Source organism: Halomonas sp. NYA30 (assembly GCF_976980765.1).
Map to the genome: position 1 here is coordinate 2498224 of NZ_OZ334477.1, position 23259 is coordinate 2521482.

18 protein-coding genes are annotated in these 23259 nt (G+C 57.2%); 10 read left to right on the forward strand and 8 right to left on the reverse strand.

All coding sequences use genetic code 11. The features are described from left to right. Positions 1-41: 41 nt before the first annotated feature. On the forward strand, positions 42-950 hold the full coding sequence (gene rarD / locus ACWI0H_RS11600) for an EamA family transporter RarD (RefSeq protein ID WP_133732858.1): 909 nt from the start codon (positions 42-44) through the stop codon (positions 948-950). Here rarD and ACWI0H_RS11605 read toward each other — a convergent pair. Further along, positions 921-2588: a methyl-accepting chemotaxis protein gene (locus tag ACWI0H_RS11605; protein WP_485873534.1), complete on the reverse strand. Its 1668-nt coding sequence runs from the start codon at positions 2586-2588 to the stop codon at positions 921-923. The genes rarD and ACWI0H_RS11605 overlap by 30 nt on opposite strands. A 234-nt stretch (positions 2589-2822) precedes the next feature. Here ACWI0H_RS11605 and ACWI0H_RS11610 point away from each other — a divergent pair, with 234 nt between their 5' ends. From ACWI0H_RS11610 to ACWI0H_RS11640, 7 genes are all read left to right on the forward strand, one after another. Then, a complete protein-coding gene (locus tag ACWI0H_RS11610) occupies positions 2823-4523 on the forward strand; it encodes a SulP family inorganic anion transporter (RefSeq protein ID WP_133732860.1) in 1701 nt (566 codons plus the stop codon). A gap of 238 nt (positions 4524-4761) precedes the next feature. After that, on the forward strand, positions 4762-5922 hold the full coding sequence (locus ACWI0H_RS11615; protein WP_485873535.1) for a TAXI family TRAP transporter solute-binding subunit: 1161 nt from the start codon (positions 4762-4764) through the stop codon (positions 5920-5922). A 51-nt stretch (positions 5923-5973) separates the two neighbouring features. Then, positions 5974-7983 (forward strand): TRAP transporter permease, encoded by a 2010-nt coding sequence (locus ACWI0H_RS11620; RefSeq protein WP_485873536.1) that lies wholly within the window; start codon positions 5974-5976, stop codon positions 7981-7983. 60 nt (positions 7984-8043) lie between these two features. Continuing rightward, positions 8044-9474, forward strand: a complete 1431-nt coding sequence (locus tag ACWI0H_RS11625; protein ID WP_485873537.1) for an enoyl-CoA hydratase/isomerase family protein — start codon at positions 8044-8046, stop codon at positions 9472-9474. Positions 9475-9477: 3 nt separating this feature from the next. Next, positions 9478-10671, forward strand: a complete 1194-nt coding sequence (locus ACWI0H_RS11630; RefSeq protein WP_485873538.1) for an acyl-CoA dehydrogenase family protein — start codon at positions 9478-9480, stop codon at positions 10669-10671. A 7-nt stretch (positions 10672-10678) separates the two neighbouring features. Beyond that, positions 10679-11797: an acyl-CoA dehydrogenase family protein gene (locus ACWI0H_RS11635; protein ID WP_485873539.1), complete on the forward strand. Its 1119-nt coding sequence runs from the start codon at positions 10679-10681 to the stop codon at positions 11795-11797. A 35-nt stretch (positions 11798-11832) separates the two neighbouring features. Next, positions 11833-12612, forward strand: a complete 780-nt coding sequence (locus ACWI0H_RS11640) for an enoyl-CoA hydratase/isomerase family protein (protein WP_485873540.1) — start codon at positions 11833-11835, stop codon at positions 12610-12612. Here ACWI0H_RS11640 and ACWI0H_RS11645 read toward each other — a convergent pair. The 7 genes from ACWI0H_RS11645 to ACWI0H_RS11675 form a co-directional block, all read right to left on the reverse strand. Then, complete coding sequence (locus tag ACWI0H_RS11645) at positions 12594-13553, reverse strand: NAD(P)H-dependent flavin oxidoreductase (RefSeq protein ID WP_485873541.1); 960 nt, start codon at positions 13551-13553, stop codon at positions 12594-12596. The two genes, ACWI0H_RS11640 and ACWI0H_RS11645, sit on opposite strands and share 19 nt — an antisense overlap. Positions 13554-13767: 214 nt before the next feature. Further along, positions 13768-14694, reverse strand: coding sequence for an electron transfer flavoprotein subunit alpha/FixB family protein (locus tag ACWI0H_RS11650; RefSeq protein ID WP_485762286.1), 927 nt, complete (start codon positions 14692-14694; stop codon positions 13768-13770). A 70-nt stretch (positions 14695-14764) separates the two neighbouring features. Next, positions 14765-15526, reverse strand: coding sequence for an electron transfer flavoprotein subunit beta/FixA family protein (locus ACWI0H_RS11655; RefSeq protein ID WP_485873542.1), 762 nt, complete (start codon positions 15524-15526; stop codon positions 14765-14767). Positions 15527-15671: 145 nt separating this feature from the next. After that, positions 15672-17060, reverse strand: coding sequence for a hypothetical protein (locus ACWI0H_RS11660; protein ID WP_485873543.1), 1389 nt, complete (start codon positions 17058-17060; stop codon positions 15672-15674). Then, on the reverse strand, positions 17057-17506 hold the full coding sequence (locus ACWI0H_RS11665; RefSeq protein WP_485873544.1) for a PaaI family thioesterase: 450 nt from the start codon (positions 17504-17506) through the stop codon (positions 17057-17059). Before ACWI0H_RS11665 ends, ACWI0H_RS11660 begins: the two co-directional genes overlap by 4 nt. Then, positions 17503-19104, reverse strand: a complete 1602-nt coding sequence (locus ACWI0H_RS11670) for a class I adenylate-forming enzyme family protein (RefSeq protein WP_485873545.1) — start codon at positions 19102-19104, stop codon at positions 17503-17505. The genes ACWI0H_RS11665 and ACWI0H_RS11670 overlap by 4 nt, the downstream gene beginning before the upstream one ends. Beyond that, the gene (locus tag ACWI0H_RS11675) at positions 19104-20255 is read right to left on the reverse strand and encodes an acyl-CoA dehydrogenase family protein (protein WP_022523327.1); all 1152 of its coding nucleotides are present in this window, start codon (positions 20253-20255) and stop codon (positions 19104-19106) included. The genes ACWI0H_RS11670 and ACWI0H_RS11675 overlap by 1 nt, the downstream gene beginning before the upstream one ends. 218 nt (positions 20256-20473) lie before the next feature. Between ACWI0H_RS11675 and ACWI0H_RS11680 the strand changes: the two genes are divergently transcribed. Together ACWI0H_RS11680 and ACWI0H_RS11685 are read left to right on the forward strand one after the other, a co-directional pair. Then, positions 20474-22003 carry a 3-hydroxyacyl-CoA dehydrogenase gene (locus tag ACWI0H_RS11680; protein ID WP_485873546.1) on the forward strand — a complete coding sequence of 510 codons (1530 nt, stop codon included), beginning with the start codon at positions 20474-20476 and terminating at the stop codon, positions 22001-22003. A 29-nt stretch (positions 22004-22032) separates the two neighbouring features. Further along, positions 22033-23241: a 3-oxoadipyl-CoA thiolase gene (locus ACWI0H_RS11685; protein ID WP_485873547.1), complete on the forward strand. Its 1209-nt coding sequence runs from the start codon at positions 22033-22035 to the stop codon at positions 23239-23241. Positions 23242-23259: the final 18 nt, after the last annotated feature.

Sequence of the window (23259 nt, forward strand, 5' to 3'; positions counted from 1 at the left end):
ACGTTTATGCTAGATTAGCATCTTTAAATAATGAGGCTGCTATGCTTCCTACTCCAACACGCGATCCAGCTGCCGTCAAAGGCGTCATGTTTGGGCTAACCGCCTACACCATGTGGGGCTGCTTTCCGCTATTTTTTGCCCTGTTTGACGGCGTTCCCGCCTTTGAAATTTTGATTCATCGGATCATTTGGGCGTGTCTGTTTTTGGTCGGTTTGATTACCCTATTACGCCGCTGGCCGCCCGTTGTCACTGCATTAGGCGAACCCAAGCGGCTTGGCCGGGTGTTAGCCTGCGCGCTATTGATTGGGTTTAACTGGGGTATCTATATTTATGCGGTGGAGTCAAAGCAGGTATTGCAAGCGAGCCTGGGCTACTTCTTAACGCCTTTAGTGAACGTCGCGCTCGGCATGCTGGTACTGCGGGAAGTGATGGCCAAGCTGCAGCTGGTCGCCTTGGGCTTGGCCAGCGTCGCCATTGCAGTGCAGTTCGTGATGCTTGGCGAGCTGCCCTGGATTAGTTTACTACTGGCGTTAAGCTTCGGCAGTTATGGCCTGTTTCGTAAGCAGGTACCGCTGGACGGCTTATCAGGACTGTTTGTAGAAACCCTGCTGCTATTCCCCCTCGCCCTGATCGCCTTGACCTGGTTAAGCTGGAACGGCAGTTCGCACTTTTTGCAAAATACAGCTACCACTAATCTGCTAATCGCCAGCGGTGTCTTGACCGCATTGCCGCTTATGGCTTTTGCTGGCGCGGCTCGTCGGCTACGCTTAGCGACCATTGGCTTTCTTATGTACATCAATCCCAGTATCCAATTTCTCATCGCGCTAACGGTTTTCGGCGAGCCCCTGGGCGTTATCCAGTTGGCAACGTTCGTGCTTATTTGGATCGGGCTCGCGCTTTATTCCTGGTCGGCGTGGCAGTCACGCCCGCGCTACGCTGCGGCTAGTTAGCGCCAGCGGCGATGATGCACTAGCATCGGCAGCAGCTTCAAGCATAGGCGTCGATGCAGTGTCCCGTTCAGGCTGGTAGCCAACCCGGAAGCCGCCCCAGTGCTTACCCTGCACATACACCGGCACTGAGAGGTCGTGCATGATTTCGCCGGTATCGCGCTTGTAGGTTTGTAGCAGCAGCGGCTTTTCATGAGCGCCACAGCGGCTGCCGGTTGGGTCATCGAAAATGCGCTTGTTGCGGCAGAATTTTAAATCGTGGGCGTAGTCACCGGTTGGCGCAAGGCTGACCGCTTTGTTATGGGTCGGCACATAGCCTTTACGGTCACAGGCAATGGCATAGCTTAAGCCTAACCGAGTGAGCAAAGGCTCCTGCAGATCAGGCAGATACCTATCGGTGAAACTATCAAAGCCGGTTTTATATTGCGGCGGCTGCGTACCCGGAATCTGTTCATAGTGGGGCTGGAACAGCTGGGTGCCTGAAAGCTCCCCACTGGCAATCGCCTTCTCCAGCAGCTTACCCAACTTATCGGCGGTTAATCGTGCGGCGTGAAACACCTGTTGGTGGCGGCCCTCTAAATGCTGCTGGGCCAGTTCACCATCGACCCCTTCCGCAGCCTCCATCAATGCGCGGGCCTGTTCAGCCAAATCGTGCATATTTCGGTTGCCTTCATCCACATCATCTTCCAGCTGGCTCAGGCTGTCCGCCACGGTTTGACTATGTTGACGGGTGTTTTCCATGGCATCGGCAACACGGGTGATTTCGCTCTGCACCTGGTCGAATTCCTGCGTCATCGTACCCAGACTGGTGCCGACCACTTGCAGCCCCTTGGAGCGTTCGCTGATACGGGCCATCAAGTCACCAATGGTGTCGACTACCGACTGGCCGCTCTGATGCATATCCTTAACCAGCTCATCGACACTTTGCGTCGCGGTAGAGGTCTTGAGCGCCAGGTTGCGCACTTCGCCAGCAACGACGGCAAACCCTCGACCGTGTTCGCCCGCTCGGGCCGCTTCAATTGACGCATTGAGCGACAGCAGATGGGTCTGTTCGGCGATACCCTCAATCATGGAGGTAACGTTGCGAACGCGCTCTATTTTATCGTTCAGCGCGGTCAGCATTTCCAGCGCTTGGTTGGAGCGGTCGGCGACGTCGCTCATGTCCTGGATAATATCGTCCAGCTCGGCATGGTTGTGATGACTGGCTTCCCGGGCGCTCTCTGCCAGCGCCGCCACTTGGCTGGCGCTGGCACTCACCTGCATAATGGCTGCATTAATGGCCGTCATACTCGATGAAGCTTCACGGGCCATGGTCTCTTGTTTGGTTAGACGCTGATCCATCAGGTCGGCGTAGTGCGACACTTCAGCCGAGGCAATCGCGGTACTACTAGCGCGGTTCATTAATCGGTAGGCCATGGCACGCAGCGACCGGTAATCACGCAGCGGTTTAAAGCCAAACCGACTCTGCTCCAGGTGACGTTGGTCGGCTCGGTAAACGCCTTCCAGCGCACTGAGCAGCATAGCACCACCGCCCATCGCGGCGAACAGGAGCGCCAGGTAACGCCAGTGGCCGCCCTGAGCGGCAAGCCCTATGGAAAGCGCCACGAACAGCACCGGAACTAACAATCGCAGTAAGCGCATGAGCAGTACTCTTTTTATTAACGTTATCAAGTATCGAAAATACCACTTCTGAGGAATTAACTCCCCTTCGCGGCTAAGCTTAGCGTGTAACGCTTATGAAAGAAGTAGCACTTTGGGGGAAGGAAGCGCTTGGTCATCATTGGGTTACCGCAGTGAAAATGAATATAAGCACTGCAATGAAATGGAATATCCCTTACTCTTTTGGTTCTGCCACTTCTACAACACCTGGAACCCATGCTAAAGCGCTACTTGCCAATCCTGACATGGCTCCCCCACTACCATAAACGCCTATTGGGGGCCGATCTTTTGGCGGGCTTGATCGTCACCGTGATGGTCATTCCCCAATCGCTGGCCTATGCGCTGCTGGCCGGGTTACCCGCGGTGGTGGGCCTCTACGCCAGTATACTGCCTCAACTGTTCTATACCCTGTTTGGTACCAGCAAAACCCTCGCGGTCGGGCCGGTGGCAATTATCGCGCTGATGACCGGTGCCGCGCTCTCCTCAGTAGCAGCCACGGGCACGGAGACCTATTTACAGGCAGCGCTAATCCTGTCACTACTTTCCGGTGGCATGCTGGTCGTGATGGGGCTGCTGAAAATGGGCTTTTTCAGCAATTTTCTAAGCCACCCGGTTATCTCCGGCTTCTTAACGGCGTCGGGCATTTTGATCGCGGCCAGCCAACTGGGCAGCTTACTGGGGGTAGAGAGTAGTGGCTTTACCCTGGTGGAACGTCTTATCACCCTGGTGCCCAATTTAGCCACCTTTAACTTACCCACTTTGCTGATCGGCAGTGGAACCCTGCTGTTTTTGATAGCTATGCGACGCAAAGGTAAAGCCACCCTGCACAAGATGGGCCTGCCAAACACCCTGGCGGACTTGATCGCCAAAGCGGGGCCGGTCTTTGCAGTCGTAATCACCACCCTGGTGACCTGGCACTGGCAGTTGGCCGATAGAGGCGTTGACGTAGTGGGATCCATTCCCGGTGGTTTACCCGCGTTGAGCTTTCCCTGGGCAGACTACTCGCTATGGCGGGCACTGCTAATCCCAGCGCTGCTGATTAGCCTGGTCGGCTTTGTGGAGTCGGTCTCCATGGGCCAGATGTTGGCCGCTAAACGGCGCCAGCGCATATCCCCCAATCAGGAGTTAGTAGGCCTGGGCGCCAGCAATTTAGCCGCCGGACTTTCCAGCGGCATGCCGGTAACCGGGGGGTTGTCCCGCACCGTTATTAACTACGATGCAGGGGCGCAAACACCTGCCGCCGGTGCCTTTGCGGCACTAGGTATTGCGCTGGTCACCCTGTCATTTACCGGTTGGCTCTACTATCTGCCCATCGCGACCCTGGCCGCGACGATTACCGTTTCGATTTTGACGCTGGTGGACATCCCCATGCTGCGCCAAACCTGGCGCTACTCCCGCAGCGACTTTGCCGCCATGGCGGTGACGATTCTGCTAACGCTGTGCGAAGGCGTTGAAGCTGGCATTATCAGCGGTGTGACACTCTCTATTGCGCTTTTTTTGTACCGCACCAGCCGCCCGCACAGCGCCCTGGTGGGTCGCGTGCCCGGCACCGAACACTTTAGAAACACCACCCGCCACGATGTCGAAACGGTCAATACCGTTGCCCTGCTGCGCATCGATGAGAGCCTCTATTTTGCCAATGCCCGCTATTTGGAAGACACCGTTTATAACCTAGTGGCGAGTCACCCCGAACTTGAGCACGTGGTGCTGATCTGTTCAGCGGTTAACCTGATCGATGCCTCAGCCCTAGAGAGTCTGGATGCGATCAACGCCCGTTTAAAAGACTCCGATGTAAAACTGCATTTATCCGAGGTCAAAGGCCCAGTAATGGATCAGCTAAAGAAGAGTGACTTTCTGGACGCACTGACCGGACGGGTATTTCTAAGCACCTACGCCGCTTGGCGTGAGTTTTCTTAACTGTATTGCTCTCGCTACCGCTCTGAAAAACCAGGCTTTTGCCTGGTTTTTTTATGCCTGTTGTTTACTAACGGACACCACTGATGACAACGGCATTGACAGCCACCCAGCGGCTTCTCTACTATCACTCGACCATTTAGCAAAATACAATACCGCATAGCAAAACACATTCGATCAAATAACCAGTAACTGAACGTCACCATCAACGTCACTACAACCACAATAAAGGAGCATCCCAATGCGCCCCTTCGCTCAACGCCTACTTATTGCCGCCTTACCTCTATCGCTACTCGGCGCAGCAGTCAGCCACGCCAGTGAAATTGAACTGCCCGGCACCATGGCCTGGACGGCTTATGGCACCAACTCAAGCGGCTATGCCCAAGCCGTCGCCATCGGCAATATGCTGCAGAACAAATACGATTCGTCTGTACGTATTCTGCCGGGTGATAACGATGTATCACGCATGACGCCGCTCAAGCAGGGCCGCGTTGACCTTTGCGCCTGCGGGATCGCCAGCTACTACGGCGCGGAAGGTGTAATGATGTTTGCCGACCGTGACTGGGGCCCTCAGCCACTTCGCGTGATTACCACTTCTACCGCCTCTTTTGGCCTCTCCCTTGCGGTTGCGGGCGACCTGGACGTTGAAACACCCGCTGACCTGGCGGGCAAACGCATCGCCTATATCCGCGGCGACGATGCACTCAATAAAGGCACAGAGGCGTACCTCGCCTTCGGCGGTTTAACCTGGGATGACGTAGAGCGGGTTGATTACCCCGGCTATGGCCGCTCGTTCGACGGCATTATCGCTGGCGATGTGGACGCCTCCTTTACCACAACGGTGACTCCGCCCGCCCAGCAGTTGGCCAGTAGCCCCCGCGGCATTAGCTGGCCGGTGTTAGACCCCAACGACGAAGCCGGCTGGGAGCGTATGGCGGCGGTGGCGCCTTATTTCCGCCCTCACGAAGTCACTTCTGGGGCAGGCGGCATCAGCGCCGAAAATCCGGTGCTTAGCGCTAGCTACCCTTACCCCATCGTAGTGGCCAACCAAGACCTGGACGACAATGTGGCTTATGGCCTGATCAAGGCCATGCAGGAAAATTTCGACGACTATAAAGATAACGCCCCAGGGGCGCTTGGCTACGCCTTGGAACAGCAAGACCTTCAGTGGGTAGTGCCGTTCCACGATGCGGTCGTGGAGTACTACAAAGAGATCGACGTATGGACCGATGAAATGCAGGCTCATCAGGACAAGCTCGTTGAGCGTCAGAACGTGCTGCTAACCGCCTGGGAAAGCTTTATGCAGGACGCACCCAGTGAGGACGAGGCATTTACTACCGGCTGGATGGAAGCCCGTGCCACCGCGCTGAGCGATGCCGGTTTCGAACCGATCTTCGAGTGATACACCACGGGGCGGCACTTGCCGCCCCCTGCTGATTGACGGAAGCCCCCCATGACCACAGATACCTCGCCTGCCAATAATCAGCAGGTTAAAGAAAAGATCAGCCAATTTCGTCAGCTTCCTCCTGCGCTGCGCTGGATTCCCGCCACGGTCACCGTCATTTTGATGGCGATGACCCTGGATTATCTGTTTAACGTTGGCTTACTGACTTTCGTTACGGGTCTGGAGACGCAGTTCTACTACGCCGTTGTGGCGCTGCTGCTACCGCTGGTGTTTTTGCTTTGGCCCATGCGCAGTCGCCAACAAGAGCAGCCCATTCCCTGGTATGACTACACGCTGAGCGCCATCACACTTATCGTTGGCGGCTATTTTGTTTACAACGCAGTGCCCATTTTGGAGCGCGGCTGGGCCTTTTCTGCACCCGAAATCGCCATTTATGCAAGCTACGCCTACTGGCTGCTGATTATAGAAGCAGCACGCCGGGCGGGTGGTTTACCCATTGCGATTATTGCCGGGGTATTCTCGCTCTATCCGCTGGTGGCCGATATCGTCCCCGGCCCTATCCAGGCGTTTCCTTCAACTCTTGAACAAACCGCCATGTACCACACCATGAGTACCGAAAGCATCATGGGGGTGCCGCTGCAGGCATTCGCGGGCCTGGTGATTGGCTTTTTGGTGTTTGGTGTCGTGCTGCAGAAAAGCGGCGGCGGTAAGTTTTTTATTAATTTGGCCTTTGCGCTGCTGGGCCATGTACGGGGCGGCCCTGCTAAGGTGTCGATTTTCTCCAGTGGCCTGATGGGCTCCATGAGCGGCAGCGTGATCAGTAACGTACTCACCACCGGCGTGCTGTCGATTCCCGCCATGCGTCGTATCGGCATGAGCCGCTCCTTTGCCGGCGGTGTAGAAGCCTGCGCCTCAACCGGCGGTGTATTGATGCCCCCTGTTATGGGTGCTACTGCTTTTGTCATGGCGATGTTTCTGGACATCCCCTACTCCGCTGTGGCGCTGGCCGCCGTCATTCCTTCGATTCTGTATTTCCTGGGTCTGTTTATTCAGATTGATGCCTACGCTGCGCGCCACGATATTAAAGGCCTACCCGCCGTTGAGCTGCCTTCGCTTTGGCAAACCCTAAAAGAGGGTTGGTACTTTATTTTTGTCTTCGCGTTATTAGTCTGGATGCTGCTGATTATGCAGCGCGAGGCCGTAGCGCCTTTTTACGCCACCGCGCTGCTGTTAGTGCTGAATCAGCTTTCCAAGCATAACCGCTGGGGCTGGAAAGACGTGGCCGATACGCTGTCGTCTGCCGCCAAGCTATTTGCCGAGCTGATCGCTATTTTGGCCGGCGTGGGCATGCTGGTCGGTGCGCTTTCGATGACCGGTCTTTCTGGCACCATCGCTAACGACTTTATCAATATTGCCGGCGGCAGCGTGCCGCTACTGCTGATTATGGGCGCCGTGACCAGTTTCGTGCTCGGCATTGGCATGACCGTGACTGCCGCCTATATTTTCCTCGCCGTTGCGCTAGCCCCCGCGCTGATTCAAGGCGGAGGGCTGGATCCCATGGCGGTGCATATGTTCATCCTTTACTGGGGCATGCTGAGTTTCATTACTCCGCCGGTGGCCCTGGGTGCCTTTGCCGCCGCCACCGTGGCCGGTGCCCGGCCCATGGAAACGGGTCTGCAGGCCATGCGCCTGGGTAGCGTGATCTACTTTATCCCCTTCCTATTTGTGCTTAATCCGGCGTTGATTATGCAGGGCGCACCACTGGTGATCGTGGCCGTGTTTATCCAGGCAGTGCTCGGCATCATTCTGTTTGCCTCCGCCATGCAAGGCTACTTGATGGGCGTTGGGCGACTGGGCTATGGCGCGCTGCAGGAGATCATTATTCGCGCCCTGGTACTGGTCGCGGGACTATTACTGGCACTGCCTGGCGGTGGAATGATCCCCCTTAGCCAGTGGGAACTGATCGGCCTTGCGCTTGCTGCACTAGTGCCCGGCGTGTTGATGGCACGCTTAAGCCAGCGCCACCATCGGCGTACGCAAAGCGCCTCTGCTGCGTAATAGATAGAACGCCAGGGTTATTTTTTAATTCATTATCATGCGAAATACGAGAGCCTAACTATGTCCGTTCACTACCAGCGCCACGGTGATATAGGCGTTATCCAAATTGCTAATCCGCCGGTTAATGCCCTGGGTCAGGCCGTGCGCAGCGGCTTAGTCAACGCGCTCAAAGAGGGTATTGCCGACACAGATGCGAAAGCGCTGGTCGTGCTGGCCGATGGCCGCACGTTTATTGCCGGGGCGGATATCCGTGAGTTTGGCAAGCCGCCCCAAGCTCCCCTCCTGCCCGATGTGATTACCCACCTGGAAGCCTGCCCAAAACCGCTGATCGCTGCCCTGCACGGCACGGCCCTGGGCGGCGGTTTGGAAGTAGCACTCGGTTGCCACTACCGAATCGCGCTGGCAGGAACCCGCGTAGGGCTACCAGAGGTAAAGCTTGGCCTACTGCCTGGCGCCGGTGGCACACAACGTTTGCCACGCTTAGTTGGCGTTGAGCGGGCGTTAGAGATGATTACCAGCGGTCGCTTTGTGGAGGCTGATGAAGCGCTTGAGGCGGGCATCATCGACGCCATTAGCGACGCCAAAACGCCTCTTGAAGCGGGTTTAGCCGCCGCCCAGGAAGTGCTGGCAGGCACTCAAACACCCCGCATCACCGGCCAGCTTCCTGCCCCGGCGGCGGATTCCCAGGCCATCACTAAAACGTTGGAACATCTTAACCAGCAATCTCCCGAGTTGTTTTCGCCGTTTCGCATTGTCGAAGCGATTCAGGCCTGCGGGGATGCCGAGTCACTTGAGGCCGGATTGCGCCGCGAGCGGGAGCTGTTTCTAGACTGTATGGACTCCCCCCAGCGCGCCGGGCTTATTCATCTCTTTTTTGCCGCACGTAGCCCGCACCTGGTGCCCGACGTTGAGAAAGCCAGTGCTTTTAAACACGTTGCACTGATTGGTGAGCATCCGCTCTTTGTACGCCTTCAAAAAGCCGCGCAAAAGGCGGGTATTAGCTTAACCAGCGCTCCCGACGAGGCCACCGAACTTTGCCTCCTGGCGCCCAATGCCACCAGAAATTCGGGCAAGGCGTGCCCGGTTATCGCACTGGAAGAGATTGGCGCCGGCAGCGACAGCGCCTGTTCCAAAGATAGTGCGCTAAGCCTGATCATTGCTGAAAACGGCCATATCGCTGAGATAATCAACGTAAGCGCAGAACCACTAATTCAGCAGCGAGCCGCACTGACGCTTAAAGCGTTGCGTCTAAACATCGTGGTCAGCCACCAAAAAAGCATGCTTCGTGCGATGCATGCTGCCATTCAGCAAGCCCCGACCAGTGAAGGTCAGTCAGCGCTTGAACAGCTGAGTGTCAATATGGCGAAACAGGGCTTCTGCTACCGGGAAAGTGACCTCGATTTGCTCGCGGTGGAAGCGTTTGGCTATCCACGTCACCTAGGAGGGCCACACCGCCAGGCCACGCTCTCAACTGCAGCTCAGGATGTATAGCCCATGAACCTCACCTTTAGCCCCGAAGAGCAGGCATTTCGCGAACAGGTTCGCCGCTTTCTAGCCGATGCACTGCCCAGCGATATTAGCCAGCGCGTACGCCAAGGACGCCACCTGCGTGCAGATGATCACCTGCGCTGGCAGAACATCCTCAGCGAACAGGGCTGGCTAGCCTCTAACTGGCCAAAAGAGTTTGGTGGCCCAGGCTGGGGGCCGGTACAGCGGCATATTTTCGACGAAGAGTGCGCCGCAGCCCATGCGCCTACGGTCGTTCCCTTCGGCGTTAATATGGTGGCCCCCGTCATCATGAAATTCGGCAGTGTCGAGCAGCAACAGCACTACCTGCCTCGCATTTTGAGCAATCAGGATTGGTGGTGCCAAGGCTACTCAGAGCCCGGCGCTGGGTCTGATTTAGCGGGTCTAAATACCCGCGCCGTTCGCGATGGCGACCACTATATCGTCAATGGTCAGAAAACCTGGACCACCCTGGGCCAGCACGCCAACATGCTGTTCTGTCTGGTACGCACCGACCCAGACGCCAAGAAGCAGGCGGGCATCAGCTTTCTGCTGATTGATATGCAGACACCGGGTATCACCGTACGGCCAATTATTACCCTGGATGGTGCCCACGAAGTTAACGAAATCTTTTTAGATAACGTGCGCGTCCCCGTAGAGAACCGGGTCGGTGAAGAGGGCCAGGGCTGGACATGCGCTAAGTTTCTACTCACCCATGAACGTACCGGGATTGCGGGGCTTGGTCACGCCAAGCAGGCGCTGCGCCACTTGAAGTCCCTGGCGAGCCGGATTCAACATCGCGACAAACCGCTGCTGGAGCTACCCAGCTTCCGTCAGCGGGTGGTAAAAGCGGAACTCGAACTAATGGCGCTGGAAGTCACTAACCTGCGCGTGATTGCCGCTGCCCGAGATGGCGGTGTACCCGGCGCAGAGAGCTCGCTGCTAAAAGTACGCGGCTCGGAGCTTCGCCAGGAGCTAAGCGAGCTTACCCGGCGCGCCCTGGGCCCTGCTGCGCTGCCGTTCTTCCCCGACTTCCTGCATGGCGACGACAGCCTGAATGAAGAACGCGCCCAAAACGCTTCCGCCAGCGCTCAGTACTTCAATCGTCGCAAGCTATCGATTTATGGCGGCACCAATGAAATACAAAAAAGTATCGTCGCCAAAACCATTCTAAATATGTGAGGTCACCATGGATTTTGCTTTAACCGACGAGCAGCGCATGCTCGAAGAGACGCTCACCCGTTTGGTGGCCGACCAGGTTTCCGCCGAGCAGCGCCGCGCTATGCTGGCCGCTGCTCCAAACCGCGCTTCTGCACTATGGCGCACCTTTGCCGAGCTGGGTTTGCTGCATATGCCCTTCAGCGAAGACGTGGGCGGGCTAGGGGGCGATGGCACCGACCTGATGATTATTATGCAGGCATTGGGACGAGGCTTAGTGCCCGAGCCCTATCTGGCTGGCCTAGTGCTGCCCGGCCAACTGCTGGCCGTTACCGCCAACAGCGAACAGCAAACCCGATGGCTAGAACCACTACTTGAAGGTGAGCATCAATTAGCGCTTGCCTGGCAGGAGATTGGCGCCCGTTACGACGCCTTTACGGTAGCTACCCAGGCTACCCAGCAAGACGGCCAATGGCAGCTAACCGGTAGGAAAGATGTAGTACTCAACCTTGAAGCCGCTGCGGCTACGTTGGTCAGCGCTAAATTAGATAACGGCAGGCTAGGGCTGTTCATTGTGCCTGCTAATGCACCGGGCACAGCTACCCACCTCTACCGCACTATCGACGATCAGCCCGCCGGCGATCTGACCCTGGACAGCGTCACGCTGCCATTAACCAGCTGCCTGAGTGAAGATGTTAGCGATGTACTCGCGGAGGTGCTGGCCGTTGGCCGGGCAGCGCTCTGCGCCCAAGCCATCGGCGCAATGGAGGAGGCCTGCGACCAAACGCTCGCTTATTTAAAAGAGCGCAAGCAGTTTGGCGTACCGCTTTCGACCTTTCAGGCCTTGCAGCACCGTATGGTGGATATGCACCTGCACCTGGAGCAGTCCCGCTCCATGGCGATTTTAGCCGCCACTAGTATCGCGCTACCTGCCAGTGAACGGGATTACAAAATTGCCGCGGCCAAAGCCTACTGTGGCGAGTCGGCTCGCTTTATTGCCGAGCAGGCGATCCAGCTGCATGGGGCGATGGGTATGACCGAAGAGTGCTATGTCGCGAACTACGCCAAGCATCTGGTAATGTTCGATCACTACCTGGGCGACAGCGACTATCATCTCGAAACGGTCAGCGAGCTGTTAAAGGTTGCCTGAGAACGTTGCCAGAAAAGCTAATTAGGGAGCGATACATGCCAGATTACGTCGGCGAGTTAGTGACTGTCAGCGCTATTGAAAACGGCATCGTAGAAGTGGCCATTGCACGCCCCGAAGTACGCAATGCGCTGAATGAAGCCACCGCCCTAGCACTCAATGAGGCGCTGGCGGTGGTGGCAGACAATGAGCAAGTTCGCTGTGTGATTCTGCGCGGTGAAGGTAGTGCGTTTTGCGCCGGCGCTGACCTGGCAGAGTTTGAGGAGACAACGTCTCAGCCTGCGAGCGAACGGCTGGAAACGCTCTTTCTGCCTGCCCTGCGTAGCCTAATGGCAATGAATAAGCCGGTGATTGCAGCGATTAGCGGTGCGGCTGCGGGCATCGGTGTTTCCTATGTGCTCTCCAGCGATATGGTGGTGATGGGCCACTCCGCCTACCTGAAGCTTGCCTTTATCAATATTGGGCTCATCCCTGACGGCGGTGCCTGCTGGCATCTGGTGCGCCAGCTTGGCCATGCTCAGGCGTTTGAAATGGCCGCCTTGGCAACCCCCATTTCGGGTGAGCGCTGCGTCGAACTCGGCTTGGCTAACCGCGTAGTCGAAGATAACCAAGTGCTAGTCGAAGCTTGGTCGTTGGCGCAAGCACTGGTGAGTCAATCGCCCCTGGCGTTAAGCGCTACCAAACGCGCCTTACGGGAAGCTGCCCAGCGCCCGCTAAATGACACGATGCAATTAGAGGGCGAGCTTCAAGATCAGTGCAAGGCGTCGGAAGATTTTCACACGCGGGTGGCAGCGTTTCGTCAAAGCCGCCGTAAATGATCCAACGTTTTCTGGTAATCCTGGCGCAGCGTGGCCACTTCTTCGTCCACGCTGTGCATAGAGGCAATAGCGCCTACGCCCTGCCCCGCGCCCCAGATATCCCGCCACGCTTTTGCCTTACTGCTACCCCCTGAGCCATAGCGCATAGAGGTTTTATCACCTTCAGGCAGCGCATCAGGATCTAATCCCGCCTGCTCGATACTTTGCCGTAGGTAGTTACCGTGCACACCGGTAAACAGGTTGGTATAGACAATGTCGCCTGCCGCTGCGTCCAGCACCATCTGTTTATAGTCCGCTTGGGCGTTTGCCTCTTGGGTAGCGATAAAGCGCGTGCCCATATACACCAAGTCCACACCTAGCGCCTGGGCGGCAACGATCTGTTCGCCTTTGCTAATCGCCCCTGCCAGTACTAACGGGCCGTCGTAAAAGCGGCGCACTTCGGCCACAAACGCAAAGGGATTTAACCGCCCGGCATGCCCGCCTGCGCCGTGGCAGACCAGTATCAGCCCATCAACCCCCGCATCAATCGCTTTCTTGGCGTGCCGCAACGTGGTCACATCATGAAAAACCAGCCCGCCATAGGCGTGCACCTTTTCCACCACTTGATTAGGCGCGTGCAGACTGGTAATCACCAGCGGCACCTTGAACTCGGCGCATAGCGCGACATCGTGTTCTAGGCGATCATTGGTGGGGTGCACGATTTGGTTGACCGCAAAGGGTGCTGAGGGTTGTTCGGGGTGCTGCGCATCATAGTCGGCCAGGGTTTGAGTGATCTGCTGTAACCACTCACGTAATACGTTGGCAGGTCGGGCGTTGAGCGCGGGGAAAGCACCCAGAATGCCCGCTTGGCACTGGGCAATCACCAGCTCAGGCCCGGAGACGATAAACATGGGTGAACCGATCACCGGCAGGGTTAATGAAGCGGTTAGGCGCGTTAGCATGGGAAACTCGCTGGTTGTTATTATCGAAGAGTCATACCGGATCGGGCACAACCCGCCGCGGGGGCGCTGTAAATCCCTCCCTGGACGCTAAATTCGCCATCTGACCGCCATGGATGGCGGGAATGCCGGAATTGTAAGGAATGATTTCCGGCCATGGCGAATAACCCCCGCTTTGGGCTGCACCCGACCCTCTTACTGAGCCTCTAAAACTCTCTTACAACTTGCTCTCAAGCTCCGGCAGGATCTCAAACAGATCTCCCACCAGGCCGTAATCCGCCACCTGGAAAATCGGTGCTTCGTCGTCTTTGTTGATCGCGACGATCACCTTGGAATCCTTCATGCCCGCCAGGTGCTGGATGGCACCGGAAATGCCCACGGCGATATACAGATCCGGCGCGACGATCTTGCCGGTTTGGCCGACCTGCATGTCGTTGGGCACAAAGCCTGCGTCTACCGCGGCCCGGGAAGCACCGATGGCAGCCCCCAGCTTGTCGGCAATGCCGTCGAGCAGCTTGAAGTTTTCGCCGTTGCCCATACCGCGGCCGCCGGAGATCACCACCTTGGCGCCGCCCAATTCAGGACGATCCGACTGCGCCAGCTCCTCTTTCACAAAGCTGGACTGGCTGTTGTCGACCACTACGTCGACGGCTTCAATCGTCGCGCTGCCGCTGGTGCCGACCGCATCAAAACCGGTGGAACGCACGGTGATGACCTTGAGCGCATCGTCGCTTTTGACGGTAGCGATGGCGTTACCGGCGTAGATCGGACGCTTAAAGGTATCGGCGCTGTCCACGGCGATAACGTCCGACAGCTGGCTGACGTCTTTTAGCGCCGCTAGGCGCGGCAGTACGTTTTTGCCGGTGGTGGAGGCGCTGGCCAGCACATGGGTATAGCCATCGGCCAGTTCGACCAGCAGCGCGCCCATGGGCTCGGCCAGCTGGTGGGCGTAAACGGCGTTATCGGCGACACGGACTTTGCTCACGCCGTCGAGTTTGGCGGCGGCTTCGGCAGCGGCTTGCACGCCTTCACCGGCCACCAGAACGTCAATATCGCCACCGATGGCTTGGGCGGCCGCCACGACGTGGGCGGTGGCGCCGGCCAGTTGGCCTTCGTGTAGATCCGCAAGTACCAGAATGCTCATGGCATCAACTCCTTTCAAAGCTCTTTTCTTAAAGTACGGTTTTCAAAGCACTTATCTTAAAGAGCTTATCTCAAAGAACTTTGGCTTCGTTTTTCAGCTTGTCGATCAGCTCGTCTACCGAGGCGACTTTGACGCCACCTTTGCGCTCGGCGGGCGACTCGACTTTGAGCAGGCTGACCTTGGAGGCAACCTCAACGCCGTAGTCGGCGGGGGTTTTCACATCCAGCGGCTTTTTCTTGGCCTTCATGATGTCGGGGAGCTTGGCGTAGCGCGGCTCATTCAAACGCAGGTCGGTGGTGACAATCGCCGGTAGCGTCAAGGCGATGGTTTGCAGGCCGCCGTCGATTTCACGGGTGACGTTCAGCTTTCTATCACTTCCGTCGCCGCTAATTTCCACTTCCGAGGCAAAGGTGCCCTGGGGCAGGCCGGTGAGCGCGGCGAGCATTTGGCCGGTCTGGTTGTTGTCGGTGTCGATGGCCTGTTTACCCAACACCACCAACCCCGGCTGCTCTTCTTCAACCACTTTGGCCAGCAGCTTGGCCACGGCCAGGGATTCGGCGCGCTCGTCGGTTTCGATATGGATGGCGCGATCCGCCCCCAGCGCCAGCGCGGTACGTAGCTGCTCTTGGGCGGCTTTGGGCCCTACCGTGACGGCGACGACTTCTGTCGCCACGCCCTTCTCTTTCAGGCGTACCGCCTCTTCCACGGCAATTTCGCAGAAGGGGTTCATGGCCATTTTGACGTTGGTAAGATCAACGTCAGAGTGATCCGCTTTAACGCGGATTTTGACGTTATAGTCGATGACGCGTTTCACCGCGACGAGTACTTTCATAAGGCGTGCTCCTGGCGATTAAGAATATTTAATCTTGTTTCAACCATTCTTTAATTCTGCATAGCAGAATACTATTTTACTTTATGACAAGAACATTAAAAAAACACCGCACAAAGGTCAAGCGCTTCCGCATTCTTACCCCCCTTTAAAAGGGTGCCCATACAAACCACGCTGCCAATAGCGGAATCGAGGAGACCAGAAATCTGCCGTTCCAGCGGTAGCCGATACGCGTGGCGGGTACACCGGTAAATCGGGACAAAATCAGCATTGATGCGGTCATCGGCGACGACATTAGCGCCAGCGCCCAGCCTACCATCAGCGATGCACCTATCAGCGCAGGCGTTAGCCCCTCAATGGCTAACTGCGGTAGCAGCCCCACCAGCAGCGTTACCGTCACGATAGGATTAACGCCTACCTGGGCCAGCCCCACTACCATCAGCATCGCCAGCACGGCATTGAAGGCGCCCCACGGGTTCAACACCGTTAGTAGCGGCGCCAACTGCTGAGTGTCCACCAGCCCAACGCATAAATGCCCCAAATAGCCCGCCGCCCCTAGCACCACGATCTCATTGGCACTAGGCGAAAGCAGCCACGGCAACTGACGATGCACCGCGCTAACCGCGGCAGGCAGCCCGCCGAAGCCAAGCCTGCGCCGCTGCCAGGCAAGCCAAATCAGCGCCCCCGTGGGCGCACCTAACAGCGCGGCAATGGGTAAGCGCAGTGTTAATAGCCAGGCAAGGCTAAACACCAGCGCCACAATTCCCAGCAGCAACACACTGAACTGGGCCAACGGACGTAACGAAGGAGCAGCTACCGGGGCTTTATTGGCAGGGGGATGTGGGCCGGTCAGAAAATCTACCGCCCAGCCGGCCAGAAAAATTAGCACAGCGGCACCCAAAATATACGGCGCAAGCTCCAGCCAAGTGACCTGGGGAAGGCTCGACAGCACTACCGCCACCCCAATGCCCATAGGGGAGATCAACGGCGCCAGGGAAAACCCGCGCAGCAGCGCCAACATCATGCGCCGCTGGCGAGCCTCTCGTACCCAGGCGCGCCCTTGGGCCGCGACTAGGGTGTTACTCTTTTCAATCATGGCGGCAAACAGGTTAAGCACGCCGATATTGAGAATAATGCCAAACAGCGCAGAACCAAGCGATAAAATCGGGTAGCGGCGGCTAGGCGGTTGAAGCAGCATGCTTTGCCCACAGCGGCGCACCAGGCGCGAACGGTAGGCAGGCAAACGTAGCATACTCAACGCCACCACAAAGGTAGCAAAAAACGCAAAACGCCCACTGGCTTCAAACAGCAGTTGGCCTGGGTTCGACGAGTGCCAGAGCGCTAGCAGCGACACTATCCACGCGGCTAGCAGCAACCCTTTGGCCATCCGCGTTAGCTTGCCAACAAGCGTTAATAGATAGAGCGCCAGCGCGGCAATGCCAACGGCTTGCCAAAACAGGCTTCCAACCACCAGATGAAACAGCGTTGCCAAGGTGACCAGCAGTAACAGAGAAACCCGCAGGCGGGCTGGGCTCACTCAGTTGGCTCCCGGGGTTTGCTTTCTGGAAATCCCTCTGTGGATTCACTGCCACTGCGACGCCGAAAGGAGCCTTCTCCCATGGCCACTAAGCTGCCCTGCTCATCGACTATCTCACCGCTGCTCATATAGGTTTTCTGTCCGCCGCCGCGAACCGTGCCTATTGCCTTCAACACACCTTGCCGGGCAGGGCCCACAAAGGTCGTGGTTAATGAGAGTGTCATTCCTCGGCGAATATTGCCCGGTATATCGCAGTGCAAACCGGCAAGGCTTAAAGCGCTATCCAGCATTGAAGCCAATACACCACCATGAACGTTGCCGCTGCGGTTTAGGTGTTTTGTCTCAATGGTCAGTTCAACGACTACTCGGCCCTCTTCCCACTCAACGACGTGCATGCCCAGCAGTTCGTGGTAGCCCATTAACGCTTGCTGAGGTGAATGACTCATGAGCCGCTCTCCTGCTGGGCTAAATCGCGCAATCGTCCTTTAAGAATTTTGCCGCTGGCGGTGGAAGGTAGCGTATCCATCAATACAATTTGAGTAGGCCGTTTGTAAGGCGCCAACCGCTCGGCGATAAACGCCTTGAGCTCCGCCAGATCAACGTCAACGCCCGGCTCGCACTGCACAAACGCCACGACTTCTTCGTTTCCGGCGATTTGACGCCCCACTACGGCGGTAAGCGTGACCGCCGGATGTTCGTTAATCACCGCTTCCACATCCGGCGGGTAGATATTGAAGCCGGAGCGGATAATCAGCTCTTTGCTACGCCCAACAATATAGAGTTGATCCTGGTGATCGAGCTTGGCGATATCGCCGGTATTGAGCCAACCATCGTCAGTTAGAGTGGCCCGAGTGGCTTCCGGCTGACGAAAGTAGCCTTTCATAATGTTTGGCCCGCGCACCCATAGCTCACCTACTTCATCTCCAGGCTGCTCGGTAGTTCCGCTGTCGCTAAGCGGTTCCAGGCGGTACTCAAGCAAAGGCAATACCCGGCCAACGGTGCTAGTTGCATGGCGGTCATCGATGCGGGTCTGGCTGATGGTAGGGCTCGCCTCGGTTAAGCCGTAGCCATTATGCAGCGTCAGCCCAAAGGCGGACTCTACCCGCACTTTGGTGTCGCTATCTAACGGCGAACCTCCTGCTGACATATAAATTAGCTCAGGTGCTTCCAACGGGCGCTGCTCACGTTTTAAAAACTCTAACGCCCGGGCATACATCGCCGGCACGCCCTGGAGAACGGTAATGCGCTCCTGCTTCAGCGTTGCCAGCATATGGGCGGCATCGAAGCGCGGCACGGTATACAGGCAGGCGCCGTTATAGAGCGACCCCATACATACCGAAGATAGGCCAAACACATGGGACATGGGCAGCACGCCGTAGACCCGCTGTCCTTCGCTTAAATGACGCATGCCGCCTGAAATCGAGGCGATATAGAGAATACCACGATGGGTCAGCATGACGCCTTTAGGTGTGCCAGTGGTGCCCGAGGTGTAGATCATCGCCGCCACCTGCTCGGCGCCGCTCGCGCAGACCGGCTCGGGCTCGCTGTCATACAGCGGCGAAATGGCCAGCCCACCCAACTGAGGGTGCTGGTAGCGGTCAGCCCCGTGGCGCTCGGCGTGCTGGCACGCCTCTTGGGATGCTTCACAGGTATAGAAGACTCGCCGAGGTAGGCAGTTGCCCTGAATGAGGTCAACTTCCTGTGCTGAGAGGCGCGAATTAACGATAGCCACCCAGACATCCAGCTCGCTGGCAGCCAGTAGCAGCACGACCAGAGCGCGGCAGTTTTCACTCACCGTCATAATCCGGTCGCCAGGGCGAATGCCCAATACGCTTAACCACTCACAGGCGGCGTGTATTTCTTGACCAAGCTCCGCATAACTCCAGCGCACATTGCCATCCACGATAGCCGGGTGCTCGCCAAGCAGCTTGGCATTTTCAAGCACGCGGGTACTGAGGCGTTCGGGAAGCTCGGCCACCAGCTCGCTGGCAAGGCGCCCAAAGATAGCCTCGTCCGGCGCTTGGTAGGAAACCGATAAAGCCATTAGGACGCCTCCCGCACCATGTTGCGAGCAATGACGATTTGTTGAATCTGGGTAGTCCCTTCGTAGATACGAAATAGCCGCACATCGCGGTAGAAACGCTCAACCGCGTATTCCGACATGTAGCCCGCCCCCCCGTGAACCTGCACCGCGCGGTCTGCTACCCGGCCCACCATTTCGGCGCAGAACAGTTTGCAGCAGGAAGCCAGTGTCGAAACATTTTCACCATTGTCTTTACGCCGTGCAGCGTCCATCACCATGGTTTTGCCTGCATAGGCTTCGGTTTTGCTATCCGCCAACATGGCTTGGATCAGCTGATGCTCGGCAAGCGCCGCGCCAAACTGCTTACGCTCCATGGTGTAGCGCAGCGACTCTTCCACTAAGCGCTCGGCCACACCTACACAGACCGCCGAAATATGCAGCCGCCCGCGATCTAGCACCTTCATCGCCGTTTTAAAGCCTTGCCCCTCTTTTCCACCAATAATATTTTCAGCGGGCACTCGGCAGTTATCGAAAATAATATCGCAGGTATGGGCGCCCTTCTGGCCCATCTTGTTATCCGCAGGGCCGCGAACCAGCCCTGGAGTATTACCTTCGACGATAAAGGCTGAAATACCGCCTGCGCCTTTATTCTCTGGGTCAGTACGCGCCATTACGGTAAACAGATCGGCTTCTGGGCCGTTGGTGATATAACGCTTGGTGCCGTTCAAGATATAGTCATCGCCATCACGCACCGCCGTCGTGCGCAGACTGGCGGCGTCGGAGCCGGAATCGGGCTCGGTGAGACAGAACGAGCTAAGAATCTCGCCCGTGGCCAAGCGTGGCACATACTTGGCTTTCTGCTCATCAGTACCATCAATCAAAATACCCTGGGCGCCGATGCCATTATTGGTGCCAAACACCGAGCGAAAGGCAGGCGAGGTTTTACCAATTTCCATCGCCACCAGCGCCTCCTCCTCCATGGTCAGGCCCAGGCCGCCGTACTCTTCAGGGATCGATAGCCCGAACAGGCCCATCTCTTTCATTTCCGCAAGAATTTCTGGGGGCACCGCATCCTCCTCGGCTAGGCGTGCCTCATTAGGAATTAGGCGCTCACGGACAAAACGGGCGATGGTATCAACAAGCTGGTTAATCAATTCGGGATCGCGAATCATGACGGCTCCTGGTGGCAACGGGTTTTATAGTTAGAGTTATCATTCGAAGTAGCGCTGGACGTGGACAACACACGTATTTTGCATAGCAAAACTATTGTCCACTATTCTTGTCAGGCACTTTTGCATAGCCTAGGATGGCAGTCAATAATTGGAACACTATTTTGCAATGCAGAATTACAATGATAAATATGCATTCATTTGCAGAGAGGAATTAGCGTATGGCTAGCGAATCAACATCAACACCTCCCCCCTTTACCACACTTGGCATCGTCGGCACCGGCGCCATGGGACGTGGCATCGCGCAGTTGGCTGCCCAGGCCGGTCTAGACGTTATGCTTTTCGACGTTAAAGAGGGCGCCGTACAAGAAGCGAAAGCCTTTATTAACGGCTTATGGCAGAGAAGTGTCGAAAAGCAGCGCATTAGTGCAGAACAGGCGCAGCACTATAGTGAACGGTTGATTGAAGCCAGCGAGCTTGCCGCGCTCGCCCCCTGCGATATTGTGGTGGAAGCCATTGTCGAGAAGCTGGAGGCCAAGCAGGGGCTGTTTAGCGATTTAGAAGCGATCGTCAGCCAACAGGCGGTATTGGCGACCAATACCTCTTCACTCTCTGTCACGGCCATTGCCGCCGCCTGCCAGCACCCTGAGCGGGTTATTGGCTTTCACTTCTTTAATCCCGTGCCGCTGATGAAGATTGCCGAGGTCATCCCTGGCCTGCGTACCACCGATGAGGTGACTCAGCGGGTCAATGCTCTAGGACAAGCCATGGGCCACTTTACGGCCCAAACCACCGATACACCTGGGTTTCTGGTTAACCATGCCGGTCGTGCCTTCGGTACTGAAGCGCTGCGACTGCTAGGCGAAAGCGTCGCTGACCCGGCCACCATTGATCGCATTATGGTTGACCAGGGGGGATTCCGGATGGGGCCCTTTACCCTGCTTGACCTTACCGGTCTGGACGTTTCCCACGCCGTGATGGAGTCGGTGTATCACCAGTACTATGAAGAAGCGCGTTTTCGCCCGTCACCTCTGACCCGGCAACGCTTGGCCGCAGGCTTGCTGGGGCGTAAAACCGGCGAAGGCTTTTACCGCTACGAGGAAGGCAAGCAGCAAATGCCGGATGAGCCTGCCATCGCTACTGTGTCTCCATGCCCGGTATGGATTAGCCAGGAAGACCCCGAGAGCGCCAAAGCGCTCACCGCGCTGGTGAATGCGGCGGGTTGGCCGTTAGAAACCGGCACGCAGCCCACTGAACAAGCGCTCTGCCTGCTTACCCCTTTCGGCGAAGATGCCACCAGCTGTTCGCTGCGCCAGGGGCTAGATGCCAAGCAGTGTGTGGCGGTGGATATGCTCGCAGGACTCGATAAACGCCGTAGCCTGATGGCTACGCCTATTACCCACTCCACTTTCATTCAAGCAGCGCAAAACCTGCTCAATCATGACGGTACGCCGGTAAGCACTCTGCAGGACAGCAACGGCTTCGTTCTTCAGCGCATTATTGCCTGCATCGTCAACGTCGGTGCCGATATTGCCCAGCAAGGCGTGGCAGAACCCACGACGATCGACCGAGCGGTTGAGCTGGGCTTGGGCTACCCCTTCGGCCCATTGCGCATGGGCGACCATTACGGCGCCACGCGCATCATGACGATATTGACCAACCTGCTTGAGGCCACCGGCGACCCACGCTATCGGCCAAGCCCCTGGTTGCGCCGCCGCGCTGCGCTTCAAATGTCGCTAACCGTCGCTTAATGACCCTACCAACAACAAGGAGCACCACCATGCAAGACGCCTATATTTACGACGGTTTACGCACCCCTTTTGGTCGCCACGGCGGCAGCTTAGCGGCTATTCGCCCAGATGAGCTGTTGGGGCTGACGCTTAAAACACTGGTAGCCCGCAACCCGTTCGCACTTGAAAGCTATGAAGAGGTGCTGGCAGGCTGCACCAACCAGGCGGGGGAAGACTCCCGCAATGTGGCCCGTCACGGCGCATTGTTGGCAGGCCTGCCCATCGAAGTAGCAGGACAAACCATTAACCGACTTTGCGGCAGCGGCCTGGCAGCGATGATGGATGCCGCCCGGGCGGCACGGCTAGGTGAAGGCGAGCTGTTTTTAGCGGGCGGCGTTGAGTCCATGTCTCGGGCGCCCTATGTATTGGGTAAAGCGGACTCCCCCTATGCGCGCAACCAGCCGATGTACGATACGGTGATTGGCTCTCGCTTTCCCAACCCCTGGATTGCTAAAGAGTACGGCAGCCACAGCATGCCGGAAACTGCTGACAACATTGCCCACGACCTGAATATTGGTCGCGCTGAAAGCGACGCCTTTGCCGCTCGCTCTCAGGCCCGCTACGCCCAAGCGCTGGCCTCAGGCTTTTACGACGGCGAGATGTTTGGCGTAGAGGTGCCACAAGGACGTAAACAGCCGCCACTGATGGTAGATAAAGACGAACACCCCCGCCCACAAAGCACCGAAGACAAACTGGCCCAACTGGGCGCGCTGTTTGAGGGTGGCGTTGTCACCGCCGGCAATGCCTCGGGTTTGAATGACGGCGCCGCTGCCATGATTGTGGGTACCATGGTCGCCGGTGAACGTGTGGGCCTAGCACCACGCGCGCGCATTGTCGCCAGCGCCGTTGCCGGTGTTGCACCGCGGGTTATGGGGTTGGGGCCAGTACCCGCTTCGCAAAAGGCGTTGGCGCGTGCCGGGCTTACCCTTGAGCAGATGGATGTAATTGAAATCAACGAGGCGTTTGCCGTTCAGGTGCTTGGCTGCGTGCAGCAGTTAGGGCTCTCCGTTGATGATCCACGCTTGAACGCCAACGGCGGCGCCATCGCCATTGGTCATCCTCTGGGGGCTTCAGGAGCACGCTTGGCGCTTACGGCTCTCCGACAGCTTGAGGCGACCGGTGGGCGCTACGCGTTGGTCACCATGTGCATCGGCGTCGGTCAGGGCATTGCCACAATTATCGAGCGTCTGGACGGCTGATTTAGTGTCAAACAGCCG

What these genes read in the sequence shown, in the direction of transcription:
- ACWI0H_RS11640 (WP_485873540.1), top strand. Translation starts at nt 11,833, where the DNA reads ATGCCAGATTACGTCGGCGAGTTAGTGACTGTCAGCGCTATTGAAAAC.
- ACWI0H_RS11605 (WP_485873534.1), bottom strand. Translation starts at nt 2,588, where the DNA reads ATGCGCTTACTGCGATTGTTAGTTCCGGTGCTGTTCGTGGCGCTTTCC.
- ACWI0H_RS11635 (WP_485873539.1), top strand. Translation starts at nt 10,679, where the DNA reads ATGGATTTTGCTTTAACCGACGAGCAGCGCATGCTCGAAGAGACGCTC.
- ACWI0H_RS11670 (WP_485873545.1), bottom strand. Translation starts at nt 19,104, where the DNA reads ATGGCTTTATCGGTTTCCTACCAAGCGCCGGACGAGGCTATCTTTGGG.
- ACWI0H_RS11610 (WP_133732860.1), top strand. Translation starts at nt 2,823, where the DNA reads ATGCTAAAGCGCTACTTGCCAATCCTGACATGGCTCCCCCACTACCAT.
- ACWI0H_RS11675 (WP_022523327.1), bottom strand. Translation starts at nt 20,255, where the DNA reads ATGATTCGCGATCCCGAATTGATTAACCAGCTTGTTGATACCATCGCC.
- ACWI0H_RS11685 (WP_485873547.1), top strand. Translation starts at nt 22,033, where the DNA reads ATGCAAGACGCCTATATTTACGACGGTTTACGCACCCCTTTTGGTCGC.
- ACWI0H_RS11680 (WP_485873546.1), top strand. Translation starts at nt 20,474, where the DNA reads ATGGCTAGCGAATCAACATCAACACCTCCCCCCTTTACCACACTTGGC.
- ACWI0H_RS11625 (WP_485873537.1), top strand. Translation starts at nt 8,044, where the DNA reads ATGTCCGTTCACTACCAGCGCCACGGTGATATAGGCGTTATCCAAATT.
- ACWI0H_RS11620 (WP_485873536.1), top strand. Translation starts at nt 5,974, where the DNA reads ATGACCACAGATACCTCGCCTGCCAATAATCAGCAGGTTAAAGAAAAG.
- ACWI0H_RS11665 (WP_485873544.1), bottom strand. Translation starts at nt 17,506, where the DNA reads ATGAGTCATTCACCTCAGCAAGCGTTAATGGGCTACCACGAACTGCTG.
- rarD (WP_133732858.1), top strand. Translation starts at nt 42, where the DNA reads ATGCTTCCTACTCCAACACGCGATCCAGCTGCCGTCAAAGGCGTCATG.
- ACWI0H_RS11655 (WP_485873542.1), bottom strand. Translation starts at nt 15,526, where the DNA reads ATGAAAGTACTCGTCGCGGTGAAACGCGTCATCGACTATAACGTCAAA.
- ACWI0H_RS11615 (WP_485873535.1), top strand. Translation starts at nt 4,762, where the DNA reads ATGCGCCCCTTCGCTCAACGCCTACTTATTGCCGCCTTACCTCTATCG.
- ACWI0H_RS11645 (WP_485873541.1), bottom strand. Translation starts at nt 13,553, where the DNA reads ATGCTAACGCGCCTAACCGCTTCATTAACCCTGCCGGTGATCGGTTCA.
- ACWI0H_RS11630 (WP_485873538.1), top strand. Translation starts at nt 9,478, where the DNA reads ATGAACCTCACCTTTAGCCCCGAAGAGCAGGCATTTCGCGAACAGGTT.
- ACWI0H_RS11650 (WP_485762286.1), bottom strand. Translation starts at nt 14,694, where the DNA reads ATGAGCATTCTGGTACTTGCGGATCTACACGAAGGCCAACTGGCCGGC.